We start from the raw sequence: 17,623 nt of genomic DNA, 5'->3' as shown, positions 1-17,623 counted from the left end.
ATAACTTGTGTCTTTAATTATTATTGGAATAGCCTACGGCTTCCCCGATAAGGGTACCCGATGTGCAGTCATTGACCTTTACATTTACAAAATCCCCGACCGTATAGTTTTCCTTTGGAAATACAACGACGATGTTTTGCGAGTTCCTCCCCATCCATTCGTCCTTGGATTTTTTGGAAGCTCCCTCGATCAATACCTCTTCTATTTTACCAACATGCTGACCGGTTCTATAAGCGGCATGTTTTCGTTGTACGGCTATAATTTCTTGAAGCCTTCTTTTTTTAACGGTTTCCGGAACGTCATCGGGCAATTTTTTAGCAGCGGGGGTTCCGGGTCTTTCGGAGTAGGCGAACATAAAGCCATATTCGTATTTTACATGCTCCATTAATGATAACGTATCTTGATGGTCTTCTTCCGTTTCCGTAGGGAAACCGGCAATGATGTCCTGGCTAATGGCGCAGTCCGGTATTATCTTTTTAATATTGTCTATCAATTCAAAATATTCCTCCCGTGTATGCAAACGGTTCATGGCCTTTAGTATGCGATTGCTCCCACTTTGAATAGGCAGGTGAATATAATTACAGATGTTGTGGAACTTTGCCATGGTCTCGATAACATCCAATGTCATATCCTGGGGATTGGATGTCGAGAACCGGATGCGCATTTTAGGTTGGGCCAGGGCCGTTAGTTCCAACAATTTGGAAAAGTTTACGGCGGTCGCCTTTTGTATCTCCGATGCCTTGTCAAAATCTTTTTTGAGTCCGCCGCCGTACCATAAATAGCTATCCACGTTCTGGCCCAAAAGCGTAATTTCTTTAAAGCCCCGGTCCCAAAGATCGTTTACTTCCGCGATAATGGAATGTGGATTTCGGCTCCGTTCCCTCCCACGGGTAAACGGGACTACACAGAAAGTACACATATTGTCGCAACCCCTGGTAATGGAGACAAATGCGGTAACACCATTGGAATTTAACCTTACAGGGGCAACGTCGCCGTAGGTCTCATCTTTGGAAAGGATTACGTTTACGGCATCTCTTCCCTGATCGATTTCTTGGATAAGGTTGGGCAAGTCTTTATAGGCGTCTGGCCCTACCACCATATCCACAATTTTTTCCTCCTCCAGAAATTTGCTTTTAAGTCGCTCTGCCATACACCCTAAAACACCGACTTTCATATTGGGGTTGACCTTTTTTACGGCATTGAATTTCTCTAGGCGTTTGCGGACCGTCTGTTCCGCTTTTTCACGGATGGAACACGTATTTACCAAAACAAGATCCGCCTCGTTAAGTTCCTGCGTAGTGTTGAAACCTTCATTGGCTAAAATGGAAGCCACGATTTCACTGTCCGAAAAATTCATCTGACAACCGTAACTTTCTATATAAAGCTTGCGCTTGTTCTTTGATGTGTTTTCCAACTGTAAAGCTGTTCCCTGAATGTTTTCGTCGATCGTTTTTTCCATGACCATATCCATTACACTAAAAATAGCGGGTTCGCAAAGATAATATTATATTCAAAAGCGTGACAAGTTGACAGTTATTTTATGGTAATTTTAGACTTTGCATACTTCTTTTTATTTTAACCGTGATTAACTGAAACAACCACTATGAATTTTGACACCCTAAACCAAATAATCAAGGAAAAACCTTCTTTGGAGTTCGGCAGTATTTTTAGCCGATCTATAGATTTGTTCAAAAAAGTATGGCTACAGGGGTTTATTACCCTCTTGTTGACATTTGTTACCATACTCCCTTTCTATCTTATGATCTATATCCCGTTGATCGCTGCCGGAATAACAGATCCGGAAATGCTACAGAACGAAACCCCGCCGATTATTGTAATCGTTAGCATGTTTATTTTAATGCCCGTGTTCTTGATTGGGATTATGACCTTTGGAACTGCCCTTAACGCGGCATTTCTGAGAATTTGTAAACAAAAGGATATGGATTTGGCCGGAAACGACGATTACTTTTATTTTTTTAAGGAAGGACGTTTGGGTAAAATTTTAAACCTATCCTTGCTCATGGTAGGTTTAACTATACTGGGAATGCTTGCTTGTGGCATAGGATTGATCTACTTACTGGTTCCGATGTCCCTTTTTCCTGCTTTTTTGGCCTTTAACGAAAATCTTTCGGCAATGGAAATCATAAAATCCAGTTTTAATTTGGGCAACAAGAACTGGTTGGTCATCTTTGGCCTTGTTCTCGTAATGGGCATTGTTGCCGAATTGGGCATTGTTTTATGCTGCATAGGAATTTTGTTTACGGTCATGCTCGCCAAGGTTCCGATCTATTTCATGTATAAGGATGGTGTAGGTTTTAATACGGAGGTATAACGATCTTTTTCAATACGTTACGCAACTAAAAGTAAAATACCACATCTAATGGGTATAACTTTTTAAATTGCCAAACAATGAAAAAGAATCTTTTTTTATTATTCATCATTACATTGACCTCTTTTGTTTCCTGTGATAATGATGGCCCTTATGAAGAATATTTAGTGGCCCGTCCCGTGGTTGTGGATGCTATTGCATTTAAAACTGAAGCTATTGATATTGTAGATCCGGTTCCTATAGTATCTTCCGGGAAAATCTATGCGTATCAGGATTATATTTTTGTAAACGACGTTGATCGTGGTTTCCATGTAGTGGATAACAGGAATCCCGCTTCGCCTAAAAGTATTGCCTTTATTAAATTAGAAGGCAACAATGATATTTCTATAAAGGACGATAAACTATATGCGGACAGTTATGGCGATTTGGTCATTTTTGATATATCGGATATTGATGACATAAAACTCACGGGCCGTGTGGTAAATGCCATATATAATAATGGCGGCATCTGGATTGCAAATTTAGAATCCCCTCGAGCGGATATTTATGACTATGGGGATTATGATTCCCAGAGAGATGTCATCGTGGACTGGGAGATAAAAACAGAAAGGAGGTTGGTTTCGGATTATGAAAAACAATTTTCTTGTAATTCCTGTGAGTTTGCGCTCAATAATTCTGATTCCGGTTCCCCACAACCTACTGTAGGCCAGGGAGGGTCTTTGGCCCGTTTTAAGATCGTTGGGGATTATTTATATGTAGTGGATTACAGCAACATCAATATTTTTGACATTTCTAATTTGGAAGACCCAAAGGTTCTGGACGATGTTAAGGTGGCCTGGGATATTGAAACGATTTTTAATCAAGGAGATATCCTATTTATAGGAGGTAGACAGGGGATGTATATCTATGATATTAAAGACCCGGTAAAACCGGAGTTTATCTCCGAGTTTAGACACGGTACGGCCTGCGATCCGGTAGTTGTAGACGGGGATTATGCCTATGTTACTTTAAAAGGAGGCGGTTTTTGTGGTAGCGTAGAAAGCGGTCTTTATGTTGTAGATGTCTCGGATTTGAAAAATCCCGAACTCAAAGTTATTTACCCTATGGATGGTCCAAGTGGTTTGGGAATAAAGGGGGATCAATTGTTTATTTGTGATGGCAGTTCGGGCTTAAAGGTTTTTGATAAAAGTGATGCGCCTAATGTCACGCAGTTGAATCATTTTGAAAACATTGTGGCCTACGATGTTATTCCACTTGCCAATTCGTTACTTATGATCGGTGATCAAACCTTATATCAATATGAATATCTGGATAGCGATATTCAATTGATAAGTACGTTCGATCTGAAATAATTGGCAATGAAATTAATGCGAAAACACCTTGCCAAAGCAAGGTGTTTTTTTATGTCGATATATATAATCTGAAATCAAATTAAAAAATTCAACTACTTTTGTTCCTCATAAAAAGGAACGCATGGCTAAGAATTTGGTAATTGTTGAGTCTCCCGCTAAGGCCAAGACCATTGAAAAGTTTTTGGGTAAGGATTTTAAGGTAGAGTCCAGTTTTGGGCATATTGCGGATTTACCGTCAAAGGAGTTGGGGGTGGATGTAGCAAATGATTTTGAACCCAAATATATTGTTGATAAGGAGAAGAAGGCATTGGTCAAAAAATTAAAGGATTTGGCCAAAAAAGCGGAGACCATATGGTTGGCCAGTGATGAGGATCGGGAGGGGGAAGCTATTTCCTGGCACTTGGCGGAGGCTTTGGGATTGGATAAGGAAAAGACCAAGCGTATCGTTTTTAATTCGGTGACCAAATCGGCCATTCAAAAGGCGATAGCGAACCCCAGGGAAATCAATTACAACCTGGTAAATGCGCAACAGGCACGGCGTGTCTTGGATAGATTGGTGGGATATCAGTTATCCCCGGTACTTTGGAAAAAGATCAAACCGGGACTTTCTGCCGGTCGTGTGCAATCTGTCGCGGTTAGATTGATCGTAGAACGGGAAAGGGATATAGAGGCCTTTACACCGGTAGCGTCCTTTCGTATTGCCGCGGAGTTCAAAACAGCACAAGGAAACGTTTTTTCGGCCAAATTGGGAAAAACATTTGCCGCGAGAAAAGAAGCGGAAGCCTTTCTTGAAAAAAATATCGGAGCGGAATTTTCGGTCAGTAAATTGACTAAAAAACCAGCTAAAAAATCACCATCCGCACCATTTACCACATCGACTTTACAACAGGAGGCTTCCAGAAAATTGTATTTTTCCGTGGGGCGTACCATGCAGGTAGCCCAGCGTTTATATGAGGCCGGCCTTATCACCTATATGAGGACGGATAGTGTAAACCTGTCCAATGAGGCCCTAAATTCCGCTAAAGAAGCGATTGTAAAAAACTACGGCGAGAACTATAGTAAAGTAAGGAACTTTACCGGCAAGACCAAAGGGGCCCAAGAAGCACATGAGGCCGTAAGGCCCACGGATATGGGCAACCAATCCCCATCTTTAGAAAGGGATCAGTCCAAACTATATGATTTGATCTGGAAAAGAACGGTGGCCTCCCAAATGAGCGATGCCGAACTGGAACGTACTAATGTAAGGATAAAGACGAATACGCACACAGAAGAGTTTACCGCCAATGGTGAGGTCATTAAATTTGATGGTTTCCTAAAAGTATATATGGAAGGCATGGACGACGAAGACATTACGGAAGAACAGGAAGGAATGTTACCGGCCATGAAGCAGGGTGAGGAGCTAACGAACAATTATATGACCGGTACGGAACGTTTTACGCGTCCGCCATATCGCTTTACGGAAGCTTCATTGGTGAAGAAGTTGGAAGAATTGGGTATAGGAAGACCATCTACCTACGCACCTACAATTTCTACTATTCTAAATAGGGGATACGTGGAAAAAGGAACTGTGGAAGGTACGGAAAGAAAATATAGCCAACTCCTGTTGGAATCTGGGCAGATCAAGGAAAAAAGCCTTACCGAGCATGTAGGTTCGGACAAAGGTAAAATGGTCCCTACGGATATCGGGATGATCGTGACCGATTTTTTGGTCAGTAATTTTACGAACATCCTGGATTATAATTTTACCGCCCAGGTAGAAGAGGATTTTGATGAGATTGCTACTGGTGAGGAAGACTGGAAAAAAATGATGAAGAACTTTTACAAGGATTTTGAGCCTAACGTGAAAGATGTTGAAGAGAATGCGGACCGTGCCAGCGGAGAACGTGTTTTGGGAAAAGACCCTAAATCCGGTAGGCAGATTTCGGTACGTTTAGGAAGGTTTGGCCCTATGGCCCAGATCGGTACCGCCGATGAAGAGGAAAAACCGTTATTCGCAAGTTTAATGCCCGATCAGTCATTGACCACCATTACCTATGAAGAGGCTGTGGACCTTTTTAAACTTCCCCGGAAATTAGGTAGCTATAAAGGTGAGGAAATAATGGCCAATGTAGGCAGGTTTGGTCCTTATGTGCGTTTTGGGAAAAAATTCGTTTCCCTACCTAAGGACGAAAGTGCCATGGAAGTTCAACTGGATAGGGCCATAGAATTGATTCAGGAAAAGGAAAAAGCGGATGCGCCGATAGCATCCTATGAAAATAAGGACGTTACCAAGGGAAAAGGTAGGTTCGGCCCATTTATAAAATGGGACGGTATGTTCATCAATATTACTACAAATTATGATTTTGATAATTTGTCACAATCGGATATTGAAGAACTTATCGAAGCCAAAAAACAAAAAGAAATAGAAAAGCTGGTGCAAGACTGGCCCGAAGAAGGTATTCGTATAGAAAAGGCAAGATGGGGGCGTCATAATGTGATCAAGGGGAAAATAAAAGTGGAATTGGCCAAAACCGTAGATGTTGTTACAATGTCCCTAGAGGAGGCCAAAAAACTGATCGAACAAAAGACACCTAAAAAGAAAACCAGGGCAAAGGCAAAGCCCAAAGCGAAGAAATAAAGCGATTCCCCGTGCATAAACCATAAACTCAAATACCCAATAACCGATCATATGGCATTTGATTTTTTAGTTCCCGTAGAAGATAAAGTTCTTGCACATTGTGAGCTGCTACCGGCTCAGGCCCTTGGAAAAAATACCTATATCCATACGGTCAAAGATGGATTGCCGGTACTGGCAAATGCTACGGTCGCCATCCTGGGGGTCAGGGAATCCAGAAATGCCTTTGAGAAGAAGTTGGAAAAATTGGATGTATCCGCCATAAGGATCCAATTGTATAAATTGATGTTCGGTAATTGGAACGCTTCACTGGTGGATCTTGGAGACCTAGAGGAAGGGGACGAGGTAGAGGATACGTATTTTGTGGTAAAGGAAATTGTGGCCGGATTGTTGGAGGAAAATATTATACCAATAATTATAGGTGCTACTCAGGATATTACCTATCCGGCCTATCGTGCTTTTGACGGTATAAGGGATATGATCAATCTAGTGGCGATAGATAGCCGTTTTGATTTTGGAATGGATGATGAGCTTATCTCTTCCCATTCCTATATGAGTAAGATCATTACCGATAAGCCCAACAATCTCTTTAATTTTTCCAATTTAGGATATCAAAGTTACTTTAACGCACAAGAGGAAGCAGACCTTATGGAGCGTTTGTTTTTTGATGCATATCGTTTGGGTGAAATTGCCAATGACCTGTCATTGGCCGAACCAGTTTTAAGGAATGCACATATGGTAAGTTTGGATGTGCGGGCCATTAAGGCGAGCGAAATATCCATGTCCGCCAGTTTTTCCCCGAACGGATTTACGGGTAGGGAAATCTGTGCCATTGCAAGATATGCCGGCATCAGTGATAAAGTATCCGTTTTTGGCCTTTATGAAATGGAGAATACCGTCCAGTCACAACAGCTCATCGCCCAGATAATTTGGTATTTTATAGAAGGGGTCAATTACAGGATAAAAGAGACGCCCTATTCCAAAACGGACGATTTTACAAAATACACGGTTCCAACGGATACGGAGGAACTTGTTTTCTACAAAAGCCTATTGACCCAAAGATGGTGGATAGAAGTACCATCTATTTTTACTTCACATACTAAACCAGATACACCTGCGTTATTACCATGCACCGAACAGGACTATTTAGATGCATGTAATCAAAACATTCCCGAACGGTGGTTTAAGGCTTATAAGAAGGGCTTTAATTAAATAGGATTTTTTATAGGATTAACGGGCTACGATACAATAATTTAATCAAAACGTAGTTTTAGAAATTAGAATAAACAATCGTATTTGCAGTTTATAACCAAAATCGAAATTTAACCTAAAGTATGAAGAAGCTATTGTTGTCATCTATAGCGTTTGTTTTTTTGCTATCAAGTTGTGGTTCAAAAACAAAAGGAGAGCTAGTCGGGGTCCAAGGAAAAAAATGGTACCCGGAAAAACCATATGGAATGGAACTTATCCCAAGAGGTTCTTTTATCATGGGGAAAAGTGAAGAGGATCAGGCGAAGGTTTTAAACGCTCCTACAAAAACAGTGACGGTACGTTCTTTTTATATGGACGATACCGAAATAACCAACAGTGAATATCGTCAGTTTGTAGAATGGGTCAAAGATTCTATTGTTAGGACCAAATTGGCCATTTTAGCGGATGAACTGGGCATTGGGCCCGAAGAAGGAGGTATTGGGGAATATGCCTTTAAGGATGCCGATACAACAAAACTATCTGAATATGATAAATACATGTTGGACAATTATTCCGGTTTGGGTCAAACAGGTTTTGAAGGAAGGGCCTTGAACAAGGATGAAGACCTGATTTGGGATGTTTCGGACTATCCAGACGAATACTATACGGAGATTATGGTAGATTCCATTTATCTTCCGGAAGAAGAATCGTACAACGGCCAGAAGACAATAGATGTCACAAAATTAAAGTACAAATACAGTTGGATGGATATAGAAGCCGCTGCCCGTGCCGCTAAAAAAGGCAAAGGGAGCCGTAAAGATTTTATCCGTACGGAAGAATTGGAGATTTATCCCGATACCACTGTTTGGATCAAAGATTTTGAATATTCCTATAACGAGCCCATGCACAACGATTATTTTTGGCATGACGCCTATAGTGATTACCCTGTAGTGGGCATCTCATGGAAACAGGCCAAGGCCTTCTGTAATTGGAGGACTAAATTTAAAAATGATGACCAAAAAAGTAAGGGCAAGCAGTTTGTAAATCAGTTTAGATTGCCTACCGAAGCCGAATGGGAATATGCCGCCAGGGGTGGAATCGAAGGAGGTACCTATCCATGGGGCGGTCCGTATGTGATTAGCGATACAGGTTGCTTTATGGCGAACTTTAAACCACAAAGAGGGGATTATGCAGCGGATGCGGCGCTATATACCGTAGAGGCCAAGTCTTATGAGCCCAATGATTTTAACCTGTACAATATGGCGGGGAATGTTGCGGAATGGACAAATTCTAGCTACGATCCAAGTGCCTATGACTATGTTTCTACAATGAACCCTAACGGAGGGGACCAATCCAACACAAGAAAGGTTATCCGAGGAGGGTCATGGAAAGATGTGGCCTACTTCCTGCAAGTGAGTACACGGGATTATGAGTATGCTGATTCCGCACGTAGTTATGTAGGTTTCAGAACGGTACAGGATTATATGGGAGAAGAAGACTCGACGCAATAAACAATGGAAAGTTAATAACCCAATTATATTTTAACACAAGTTTCAAATCAAATTTTAACCAAATCTTTATTATTAAACCTTAAATTAAATTTAAATCATGGCACAGTCAAAATCAACAAAGAAATTATTTAACATGGCCTATGGCCTTGGAGCATCGGTAGTAATTATTGGTGCATTGTTTAAAATCCTTCACTGGGAATTTGGACCCCTTACAGGTGGATTGTTATTGGCGGTAGGTCTTATTACAGAGGCCCTTATATTCGCTATTAGTGCATTTGAACCCGTAGACGATGAGTACGATTGGTCTTTGGTGTATCCAGAATTGGCCGGTGGTGCTTCCAATGGAAAGAACCAAGGTTCTGAACTTAAAGAAACGGAAACGTCCCTTTCCAAAAAATTGGACGACTTATTGAAAGAAGCCGGTGTAGATGCCAACCTTATGGAAAGCTTGGGCTCCAGCATCAAGAACTTTGAAGGTGCCGCTAAAGGTATAGCCCCTGCGGTAGATGCTATGGAATCCACTAAGAAATATTCTGATGAAATGGTACAGGCTGCCGCTCAAATGGAGTCTTTGAACAGTCTTTATAAAGTACAATTGGAAAGTGCCAGTAAGCAAGCTTCCGTTAATGAAGAAGTTGTTCAGAACGCCAGTGCCCTTAAAGATCAAATGGAATCTTTAGCGACCAATCTTTCTTCCTTGAACGGAGTTTACGGTGGTATGTTGAGCGCAATGAGCAAAAATTAATTGGATTTTAACCAAACCCAAATCAAGTAGTAATTAAAATCTAATTAAAAAACCATGGCAGGAGGAAAACAAACACCACGTCAGAAGATGATCAACTTAATGTATTTGATCTTCATAGCAATGCTGGCGTTAAATATGAGTAAAGAAGTGCTAGCTGCATTCGGTATCATGAATGAAAAGCTAGAGACTTCCAATGCAAAGACAACGGCAAGTAACGATGCCTTTTTGGAAAGTCTTGGGACCAAGGCTTCCGAAGATGCGGCCAAGTATAACAAGATGTATACGGACGCCCAAAAAATCAAGGCAATGTCACAGGAGTATTTTGACTATCTGGAGACCTTAAAAAAGGGAATGACAGAAGGTTTGGAAGACGCTAAGGACTATGCCCGTATGGATAATTCCGATTGGTTGGACCAAAAGCTTTTTCAAGGAGATAACCTTTCCAAGGATGGAAAGGAGTTCATGAAAAGACTTACGGACTACAGAAACCAAGTAGCTGCAATTGTCCCCGCCTCTTTAAAGGAGTCCGTAAATACACGTTTCCAGACCGGGGACGAAAACGGTAAAGTAACCAAGAGGGACGGTGCCAAACAAGATTGGATCAACTATCATTATGAAGGATACCCTTTGGTAGCTTCCTTGGCAAAATTGACCGCTTTGCAGGCAGATGTAAAAGCGACCGAAGAAGCCGCTTTAAAATCTATGTTGGAAGGCGAGTTGACAAGTCAGGTTTCTTTGAAAAACTTTGCTACATCTCTTTTTGCGACCAAATCGGCCTATTATACAGGAGAAAAGTATGATGGTAAGATTATTATTAGCAAGACGGATGCCACATCTACCCCGGTAAGGGCTGAATTGACCTTGGACGGTAGAAAACTGGCAGAAGGCAAAGATTATAAATTGGAAGCTGGAGGCGTGAAAATGCTGATCGGTTCCGGTGCTGCCGGAGACCATGAAGTTGCCGGTACATTGTTCTTTAAGCAAGACGGTGAGGAAATTGAAGTGTCCGTAAAAAACTCTTTCGCGACCATTTCAAAACCAAATTCCGCTTTGATTGCTGCGGATAAGATGAACGTAGTGTACCGTGGCGTTGCAAACCCAATGTCCATCTCCATACCTGGTATCCCGGATAACAAAGTAACCGCATCCGCTCCAGGTCTTAAGAAAGTTAGTTCAAGCAAGTATATCATGAACCCTGGAAAAGGTAGGGAAGTAACGATCAACGCCCGAGGGGTATTACCTGATGGGACACCGATCAATACACCTGCAACCTTTAGGATTAAAGATATTCCAAGGCCTTCAGGTTCATTGAGCAAGCAAACGGGTAGTGTTAAATTACCGCGTAGAAATGTGGAGATCGCTACGATCGGTGCCTTATTGGAAGACTTTGATTTTGATTTGAACCTAGCGGTAAGCGGATTCAAGTTTAAGGTTCCGGGCCAGCCTACGGTTAGCGTTAAAGGAAGAAAATTGGATTCAAGGGCAAAATCTGCCTTAAAACGTGCCAAGAGAGGTGATGTCGTACAGATATTCGATATCAACGCTTTCATCACGAACAACAAAAGTTATAAGTTGAAAAAAGTATCTCCGATCGTTGTGGAGATTACAAACTAATAAAATTAGAAAAATGATACCGGGTAGCCATATTCAATTGCTGCCCGGTTAATTTTAAAGTGAAACAAACATGAATTGGAAAAATGTTTTAATAATCGGAGCAGTAACATTGTTGCCAGCTTCAATCATGGCTCAGGCGAATATTTTAAATGCCAAAAAGCCTCAGGAAGTAGGCGTAAGAACAGAAAAACAAAAGGCGGTCGATAATGATGCCCCGTTAGCCTATGGTTATGTGGACGATAGGGACATTCTTTGGTCCAAGACCTTATGGGAAACCATAGATTTGGACGAAAGGGTCAATTTCCCGTTATACTATCCTACGGATACTACGGATATTGGTATGGACAGAAGGTCTTTGTACCACGTTTTGATGAAAAACGTTAAAAATGGTAATTTAGAAGTATATGCCGATTCCTATTTTACCGAAAAAAGAAAGTTTGAGGATTTATCCGCTTCCTTACAAAAAACGGATACCTTGGATTACGGTTACGAGCAAATGAATGCGGGAGAAGAGGTTTCAGAGGAATTCATTACCAAAAGAAACATTACCGCGGCCGAAATTGAAGAATACCGTATTAAAGGTATGTGGTATTTTGATAAACGGCAGGGCGAGCTAAAGTATCGTCTTTTGGGTATAGCACCCGTTGCACCCGATGTAAACTTTATAGATGACGAAGATCCGGATAAAGTAGAGCTTTTTTGGGTATGGTATCCAGATGCGCGTGAAATACTGCATGATTCCAAAGTATTTAACCAACGCAATTCGGCACAACCCATATCTTTTGATATGTTGTTGAATGCACGGCGGTTTAATGCGGTGATCTATAAAGAGGATAATGTTCACGGAGACCGTGAAGTAAGCGATTATATAGCGGATAATGCCCTGTTCCAATTATTGGAGGCAAAACGCATCAAGGAAACGATCAGGGATCGGGAACAAGATATGTGGGCCTATTAATAAAATCAAGATCGATATTTTATATCGATATTAAAATACATTCCAATTCAAAATACAAAAGACCACATCGAAAGATGTGGTCTTTTCTTTAGAACAAATACTAAAAAAACACCTCTGATCCAATACCTCTCCGGATGGGAAGTATACTATGGATTCGTTTATTCTGTAATGCCAATTCTCTACCTTTGCCCAATGGTAGATTATATAGTAGTTGGTTTAGGTTTGGCCGGGCTTTCTTTTTGCGAAACGTTAAAAAAGAACGGTAAGACCTTTATCGTCATGAGCGATGATTCCCAAACCTCTTCTAAAGTTGCCGGGGGACTTTATAACCCGGTAATTCTCAAAAGATTTACACTTTCCTGGAGGGCACCGGAACAATTGAAGACCGCTAATGTATTTTATTCCGATCTAGAGACCAGATTGGGCGTTGATTTTAATTTGGAGCTGCCCGTATTAAGACGTTTTGCATCTACAGAGGAACAAAACCTGTGGTTCGAAGCCACGGATAAAACCAGTTTAAGCCCCTATCTCTCTACCGAACTTTTACAGAATGGAAATACGAAGATCAAGGCAACTTTAGGATTTGGAAAAGTATTACGGACAGGTAGATTGAATACAAAAATTGTATTGGAATCCTATAAGGAATGGCTTTTGGAACATCGTCTTATAAAGCCCGGCACATTTGAATATGATAGATTGAATGTAGAAGGGGAGTATCTATCTTACGGAGACATTAAGGCGAGGAACATTGTTTTTGCAGAAGGTTTTGGCCTAAAACAAAACCCTTATTTCAATTACCTGCCCTTACAGGGCTCCAAGGGAGAATATTTGATTGTAAAATCAAAAGGGTTAAAAGAAAAATGTGCCGTTAAATCTTCAATTTTTCTCATCCCTTTGGGAAATGATCTATATCAGGTAGGGGCCAATTATAACAGTAATGATAAGACCAATGTACCTACCCAATTAGGGAGACACCAATTGGAAAGTCAGCTTAAGGACTTGATCAATTGTGATTATGAGATTGTGGATCAAATTGCGGGAGTAAGGCCTACGGTAAAAGATAGGAGGCCATTAGTCGGAAGACACCCTGTACATAAGGGGTTTTGGGTTCTTAACGGTTTTGGGTCCCATGGGATTATGATAGCGCCCTGGGCCTCAAAAGCATTGTACGGGTATATTGAAAATAACGAGCCGCTTATTGCTGAAATGGACGTGGAAAGGTTCAGATCGGATTGGAATACTTAAAGCTGTGCCGTTTTTGCCTCCGGGTCATATTTTACGATCAGGTTGATCCAAATGTTTCGGGATAATCGAATAATTACGGGCATGAATCCCAACATAGTAGCTACTATGGCTATAAATGTATATATTAAAGAAGCGCCTATAAGAAGTCTTGCAATTACAAATGCTGCCACTGCAAATGCGATACCTACCCCATAACTCACATACATGGCACCGTAGAAAAAAGAAGGTTCAATTTTATATTTTGTGTTACAATGGGAGCAACGTTCATGCATTTTGAAAAGATGCCCCCGTCTGTATGGGTTTTTATCCACATACATACTTTCCTCATGGCATTTAGGACAACTTCCTGTTAAAATACTGTAGAGTTTGGTGCCTTTTTTTAACATTTGCAAAGCTTTTTACAAAAATAGGAATTGCATGGATTCCTGTTGTGCAAAAGGTAATATTTAAATTTGATTTTAAGATAACGAAACTATATTGTAGACATGCTTAATATCCATAACCTTTCCGTCTCCTTTGGAGGAGAATATTTATTTGAGGAAATATCGTTTCGTTTAAATGCCGGTAATAGAGTAGGCTTGGTGGGCAAGAACGGTGCCGGTAAATCTACGTTGCTAAAATTATTGGCTAAGGACATGCCCTTGGATTCCGGCACAATAGCCATAGAAAAGGATATAAAAATAGGGTTTCTAAGACAGGATATCGATTTTGAACAGGGGAGATCGGTCCTGGAGGAAAGCTATCAGGCCTTTACCGAAATCAAAAAACTGGAGGCGAAATTGGATGAAATCAACCATCAACTCGCAGAACGTACCGATTATGAAAGCGAATCCTATAATCAGTTGATCATAGATTTGAACGATGTTACCCAACATTATGAGATACTGGGCGGTTACAATTATCAGGGCGAGACCGAAAAAATATTGCAAGGCCTAGGTTTTAGCAGAGCGGATTTTGATAAAAAAACGGAAACTTTTTCGGGCGGTTGGCGCATGCGTATAGAGCTGGCCAAATTGCTGTTACAGAACAATGATGTGCTGTTGTTGGATGAGCCCACGAACCACTTGGATATAGAGTCCATTATCTGGTTCGAGCAGTTTTTGAACGGTTATACCGGTGCAGTAGTCATTGTTTCCCACGATAAGATGTTTTTGGACAATGTAACCAACAGGACCATAGAGATATCCCTGGGACGTATTTATGATTATAACAAACCCTATTCAAAATATTTGGTGTTGCGCAATGAGATAAAACAACAACAGTTGAATGCGCAAAAAAATCAAGAAAAAGAAATACAGCAGGCCGAACGCCTCATTGAAAAGTTCAGGGCAAAATCTACCAAGGCCTCCATGGCGCAATCGCTCATTAAGAAATTGGACAAAATGGAGCGTATTGAAGTGGATGAGGATGATAATAGTGTCATGAATTTGCGGTTTCCCGTTTCCGTTACCCCCGGAAAGGTCGTGGTAGAGATTGAAAATTTATCCAAGAATTATGGAGATAATCAAGTATTGAGGCATATAGACCTTTTAATAGAACGCGATAGCAAAACCGCTTTTGTGGGGCAAAACGGTCAGGGGAAATCCACATTGGCCAAGATCATTATCGGGGAACTTGATTTTGATGGCCATCTAAAATCGGGGCATAATGTACAAATCGGTTATTTCGCCCAGAACCAAGCGGAATATTTAGATGGGAACAAGACCATTTTGGACACCATGATAGATGCTGCCAACGAATCCAATAGGAGCAAGGTCCGGGATATTTTAGGGTCTTTTCTTTTTAGGGGGGACGAGGTGGAGAAATATGTAAAGGTCCTGTCCGGAGGTGAACGCAATCGTTTGGCCCTGGCCAAAATGCTGTTGCAGCCTTTTAATGTGTTGGTAATGGACGAACCTACCAACCATCTGGACATAAAATCGAAGAATGTCCTGAAACAGGCCCTTCAGAATTTTGAAGGAACCCTGATATTGGTTTCACACGACAGGGATTTTTTACAGGGATTGACGAACAAGGTATATGAATTTAAAAACCGGAAAATAAAGGAATATCTGGGCGATGTGGATTTTTATTTAGAACAACGAAAAGCCGAGGATTTTAGAGCTATCGAAAAAAAGCAGTCCGTTGAAGTCAAAGAAACTGCCCCCAAAAAGAATACTTCTTTCCAAGATCAGAAAAAAATAAAAAGCCTTAAGAACCAATTGAGTTCTTTGGAAAGCAAAATTTCCGACTTGGAAAAGGAAATCAAGAATATAGACCATGAACTCTTAATGGATTATGATGCGACTATTGCAGCCCCCGGTTTCTTTGATAAATACCAGTCCAAAAAGAAAGAACTACAAAAATTTATGGAAAGTTGGGAAACGCTTACTTTGGAAATAGAAACCAAGGAATAAGCTTTTATATGGACAGTTTTTGCCCATACACCACACTTTTTAAGGCTTTCACAACAAAATGGGGCCGTTGAACGATAAATTTTGCTTTTTCACCGTTATTAGAATAGATTTGTAGGATAATTCTTAAAAGAATATTGTAACTGAGTTTCATTTCATAAACTAAGCACAAATGAGAAAGCTGTACGCCATTTTATTTCTTGCACTTTTATGCTCAAATAGTAGTGTTGCCGAGGTTTCAAAAAAAGAAAAGAAAGCATTGATTGGTCTATACCATAGTACCAATGGCCAACATTGGGTAAAGAAATGGGATTTAAAAACTCCGGTATCCCAGTGGCACGGTGTTAAGGTAATCGATAACAAGGTAGTCGAGATAAATCTGTTCAGAAATAATTTAATGGGGCAGCTTCCGGAGGATATTGGAAACCTAAGACATTTAATGGTATTGAATTTAGCTTTTAATGCAATAACCGGAGAATTGCCAGAAGAAATAGCCAACCTATCCAATCTGAAGGTTTTGAAGTTGGAGATGAATAGGATCAAAGGTGAGATACCTGTGAAAATAGGAAACCTGACCAACTTGGAAGAACTTTCGGTTTTCAATAACTTTTTGACAGGCGCAATTCCTGAAAGTATCGGTAACATTAAAAAATTAAAAGTATTGAACCTTTCCAGTAATGCCTTAAAAGGTGTTATACCCAATACCTTATGCGAACTTACCCAGTTGGAAACCCTAGGGCTTTTTGAGAATGGTATAGAAGGGGCAATACCCAATGCGATGGGCAAATTAAAAAAATTGAAAGAGCTGGTATTGGCCAATAATAAATTGAATGGAGAAATTCCCAGTGAATTTGGGCAATTGGCAAGTTTGGAAATCTTGCAGATACAGAACAATAAATTTGATTCTTTTAAGAATTTAGAACTGATGGAGACCAGGGAGTTTTTGGTGTTCGACTATGACAAGGAAGATCGAAATATTGAGTTTAAGGATATCGACTTTAATAGGACCAGAATGGCCGATACAAAGTTCGAGGATGATATAGAAGATTAAGAGTAGTTTACACTTTTAGTTAGTTTGGTGAAAATAGAGGTTCCATGGGGACCTCTATTTTGTTTTGCAATACACTATAGGTTTTTATGATTTATTTAACGTTGGTTGCATGTGCAACTAATATGGTTTTTACTAGTTTCGCCTTGTAACCGTTAATTTTTTTGATATCGATTTTGAAACTTCCATAGGCCCCTGGCTCGGTAGAACAATGAAAATTGTAGATTATCATTTGCAAGAAGCGTTTAATGATCATGGCTTGGATCTTACCAAAGAGCAGATGATCATACTTAAAAAACTATATGAACAGGATGGTATTAACCAAAATGAACTGGCTACCCTAACATTTCGCGATAAATCTTCACTGGCAAGATTACTTCGTAAAATGGAAGCTAAGGAATACATAAGGAGGATTCAAAGTAAGGAAGATAAAAGGAATAACGAGGTTTTCCTTACTCCTAAAGGAATAGTGCTTTTTGAACGGACAAGACCAATAATCCAAAAGGTCATAAATGTTATGGAAAACGAAATTAGTAAAGAGGACAAAACATTAATGATATCACTTTTAAAGAAGATCCAGGCAAATTTTATGTTAGAAACAACGAACAAATAGCTGTCCCTTT

General features: G+C 40.4%; 14 protein-coding genes. 12 read left to right on the top strand and 2 right to left on the bottom strand.

What is annotated here, in order from left to right; all coding sequences use genetic code 11:
- Positions 1-13: 13 nt before the first annotated feature.
- Positions 14-1,459 carry a tRNA (N6-isopentenyl adenosine(37)-C2)-methylthiotransferase MiaB gene (gene miaB / locus ACKWB9_RS02755; RefSeq protein WP_414001461.1) on the bottom strand — a complete coding sequence of 482 codons (1,446 nt, stop codon included), beginning with the start codon at positions 1,457-1,459 and terminating at the stop codon, positions 14-16.
- A gap of 144 nt (positions 1,460-1,603) precedes the next feature.
- Between miaB and ACKWB9_RS02750 the strand changes: the two genes are divergently transcribed.
- From ACKWB9_RS02750 to ACKWB9_RS02710, 9 genes are all read left to right on the top strand, one after another.
- The gene (locus tag ACKWB9_RS02750; protein ID WP_414001460.1) at positions 1,604-2,332 is read left to right on the top strand and encodes a hypothetical protein; all 729 of its coding nucleotides are present in this window, start codon (positions 1,604-1,606) and stop codon (positions 2,330-2,332) included.
- A gap of 77 nt (positions 2,333-2,409) precedes the next feature.
- Complete coding sequence (locus ACKWB9_RS02745) at positions 2,410-3,681, top strand: LVIVD repeat-containing protein (RefSeq protein ID WP_414001459.1); 1,272 nt, start codon at positions 2,410-2,412, stop codon at positions 3,679-3,681.
- A gap of 121 nt (positions 3,682-3,802) precedes the next feature.
- The gene (topA, locus tag ACKWB9_RS02740) at positions 3,803-6,298 is read left to right on the top strand and encodes a type I DNA topoisomerase (protein ID WP_414001458.1); all 2,496 of its coding nucleotides are present in this window, start codon (positions 3,803-3,805) and stop codon (positions 6,296-6,298) included.
- Between the two features lie 51 nt (positions 6,299-6,349).
- Positions 6,350-7,507, top strand: coding sequence for a formimidoylglutamase (locus ACKWB9_RS02735; protein ID WP_414001457.1), 1,158 nt, complete (start codon positions 6,350-6,352; stop codon positions 7,505-7,507).
- A gap of 122 nt (positions 7,508-7,629) precedes the next feature.
- Entirely contained in the window at positions 7,630-8,997 is a 1,368-nt protein-coding gene (gene porK / locus ACKWB9_RS02730; protein WP_414001456.1) for a T9SS ring complex lipoprotein PorK/GldK, read from the top strand.
- Positions 8,998-9,094: 97 nt separating this feature from the next.
- Positions 9,095-9,742: a type IX secretion system motor protein PorL/GldL gene (gene porL, locus ACKWB9_RS02725; protein WP_414001455.1), complete on the top strand. Its 648-nt coding sequence runs from the start codon at positions 9,095-9,097 to the stop codon at positions 9,740-9,742.
- Between the two features lie 54 nt (positions 9,743-9,796).
- Positions 9,797-11,356, top strand: a complete 1,560-nt coding sequence (gene porM / locus ACKWB9_RS02720; RefSeq protein WP_414001454.1) for a type IX secretion system motor protein PorM/GldM — start codon at positions 9,797-9,799, stop codon at positions 11,354-11,356.
- A 70-nt stretch (positions 11,357-11,426) separates the two neighbouring features.
- A complete protein-coding gene (gene porN, locus ACKWB9_RS02715; protein ID WP_414001453.1) occupies positions 11,427-12,314 on the top strand; it encodes a type IX secretion system ring subunit PorN/GldN in 888 nt (295 codons plus the stop codon).
- A 192-nt stretch (positions 12,315-12,506) separates the two neighbouring features.
- Entirely contained in the window at positions 12,507-13,559 is a 1,053-nt protein-coding gene (locus tag ACKWB9_RS02710; RefSeq protein WP_414001452.1) for an NAD(P)/FAD-dependent oxidoreductase, read from the top strand.
- Here the strand turns inward: ACKWB9_RS02710 and ACKWB9_RS02705 are convergent.
- Positions 13,556-13,945 (bottom strand): DUF983 domain-containing protein, encoded by a 390-nt coding sequence (locus ACKWB9_RS02705; RefSeq protein ID WP_414001451.1) that lies wholly within the window; start codon positions 13,943-13,945, stop codon positions 13,556-13,558. The genes ACKWB9_RS02710 and ACKWB9_RS02705 overlap by 4 nt on opposite strands.
- 99 nt (positions 13,946-14,044) lie before the next feature.
- Here ACKWB9_RS02705 and ACKWB9_RS02700 point away from each other — a divergent pair, with 99 nt between their 5' ends.
- From ACKWB9_RS02700 to ACKWB9_RS02690, 3 genes are all read left to right on the top strand, one after another.
- Complete coding sequence (locus tag ACKWB9_RS02700) at positions 14,045-15,955, top strand: ABC-F family ATP-binding cassette domain-containing protein (protein WP_414001450.1); 1,911 nt, start codon at positions 14,045-14,047, stop codon at positions 15,953-15,955.
- 169 nt (positions 15,956-16,124) lie between these two features.
- Positions 16,125-17,003: a leucine-rich repeat domain-containing protein gene (locus ACKWB9_RS02695; protein ID WP_414001449.1), complete on the top strand. Its 879-nt coding sequence runs from the start codon at positions 16,125-16,127 to the stop codon at positions 17,001-17,003.
- Between the two features lie 208 nt (positions 17,004-17,211).
- Positions 17,212-17,613, top strand: coding sequence for a MarR family winged helix-turn-helix transcriptional regulator (locus tag ACKWB9_RS02690; protein ID WP_414001448.1), 402 nt, complete (start codon positions 17,212-17,214; stop codon positions 17,611-17,613).
- The last annotated feature ends 10 nt before the right edge of the window (positions 17,614-17,623 follow it).

The sequence above is a fragment of the Maribacter spongiae genome, from assembly GCF_047345125.1.
In the GTDB taxonomy this organism is placed as follows: Bacteria; Bacteroidota; Bacteroidia; order Flavobacteriales; family Flavobacteriaceae; genus Maribacter.
This window is presented reverse-complemented; position numbering and strand designations above follow the sequence as displayed.